Below are 1727 nucleotides of genomic sequence, written 5' to 3' on the forward strand. Positions count from 1 at the left end.
AACCTGCTCGGCCGTGGATGTATTCACACCGTTCTTGAAGTACTGCGATTCAATTTCCGAGCAAGCCACTGATATTCCTAACAGAATGACTGCGTAGAAACCTCGCATGAGTTTGCTCATTGAAGATGTCCTTCTTGATCAGACTCAATCGGAAAACGAATGCGATGTCGCAACCCTGATGAGATATGAACATTCCCCGCATGATCCACGATCACGGCCTCGACATCGGGGAGGCGTTCGACTAATTCCATCCCACGCTCAGGTCCCATGACAAATACGCCGGTGTCAAGGCCATCGGCCCATATACCATCCTTTGCAATGACGGAAACGCTTTGACACGCACGGGCAGGCTGCAGTGTAGAAGGATCCAGGATGTGATGATAACGAATTCCGTCACGGTCAAAAAACTTCTCATAGTCGCCCGCGGTTGAAATTGCTTCGTCCTGCAAATCGATAAAAGCCAGAACTGCCCCTTCTTTGCGAGGATGCTGAATCCCAACAGCAAATTTCCTCTCACTTGGTAACCGACCGAATGCTTTAATGTCTCCAGAGAGCGCCACTACTCCGGCATTAGCGCCCGCCTTCCTCATCGCTGTCACCGCCTGATCTGCCGCATATCCCTTTCCGATACCTCCAACGTCGATCCGCATCCCGGGCGTTTCGAGGAAAATCGTGCTGGATTGTACATCAAGATGCAGGCCGCTAAGCAGTGTCAGTGCCTTCAGCGTATCAAGTTCCTCTGGCGATGGAATGTCTTGGTGCTCAGAGACATTCCAAGCATCGACAGCGGGACCTATGGCAATGTTGAACCCGCCATTGGTCATCTCCGCCACCTGTAGTGATCGCTCGACGACCGCAACAGTCTCCGGACTCACGCGAACCGGCCCTCTTCCCGCTGAAGCATTGACCAAAGAGAGTTCACTCGTGCTGATCCAGGTACTCAGCAACTGCTCAAGGCGCTTGATTTCAGAGAATCCGGCATCGATCGCAGTATTCGCTGCATTGTCTGTCGGCGCCAGTGCTGTGATCGTCACAAGCGTCCCCATGTGCAACTGGGTTCGCTTTTTAAGCACCGGTATAGATGGGGATAACCAATGAGTACACCCGGCAAGCATCGCAACAACAAGAAGGAAATCCCGCAGCCGCTTCGTGAGCTTGGATGGCATATCCAGGAACTTGTAGCACAGTTTCCATGAGAATACGCGGGGTAACGCCGACAGGACTTCATCTCATTTTTCTTTCAGCTTTCCGTTAGTACCACTTGACAATTCGAAGCAATTCAGGACATTAATAACCGTTCTCAATTTCATTTAAGGGCTCCACGGCTCCATGATTGCCACCGGCACGCCACCCCATGAGCGTATTCAGAACGACGAAACGCGTTGCGAGTGCGGCCAACTCATCGCCAAGGTGAAGGATGCCGGGCTGGAACTCAAATGCAAGCGATGCAAACGCATTGTCATTATCCCCTTCGCTGCAATCGAAGGCTGGACGGGACAATCGTCCAGATGAAAGGAGGATTCGTATGGTCGGAACCTATAGGTAGCTCTTAGGCACCATAAACAAGACCAGAGACCTTTGCGTCCCGAGTCAGACCACCATTGCTTCAAACCATCGTTACTCAAGGAGGTTCGCAATGCGGATCGGGGCAATCCTTGGGGCTCTGGTTATCGCCAGCCTGCCGGTCATGCCGGCATGGGCGGAAAACATGACTCCGGAGGAAATTC

2 protein-coding genes are annotated in these 1727 nt (G+C 52.3%); one reads left to right on the top strand and one right to left on the bottom strand.

Annotation, left to right across the window (positions count from 1 at the left end):
• Positions 1-116: 116 nt before the first annotated feature.
• Positions 117-1166: an FAD:protein FMN transferase gene (locus tag ACOSYY_RS03770; protein WP_421660933.1), complete on the bottom strand. Its 1050-nt coding sequence runs from the start codon at positions 1164-1166 to the stop codon at positions 117-119.
• Positions 1167-1329: 163 nt separating this feature from the next.
• Here ACOSYY_RS03770 and ACOSYY_RS03775 point away from each other — a divergent pair, with 163 nt between their 5' ends.
• Positions 1330-1512, top strand: coding sequence for a hypothetical protein (locus tag ACOSYY_RS03775; RefSeq protein WP_421660934.1), 183 nt, complete (start codon positions 1330-1332; stop codon positions 1510-1512).
• The last annotated feature ends 215 nt before the right edge of the window (positions 1513-1727 follow it).

The sequence above is a fragment of the Nitrospira sp. BLG_2 genome (genome assembly GCF_049222245.1).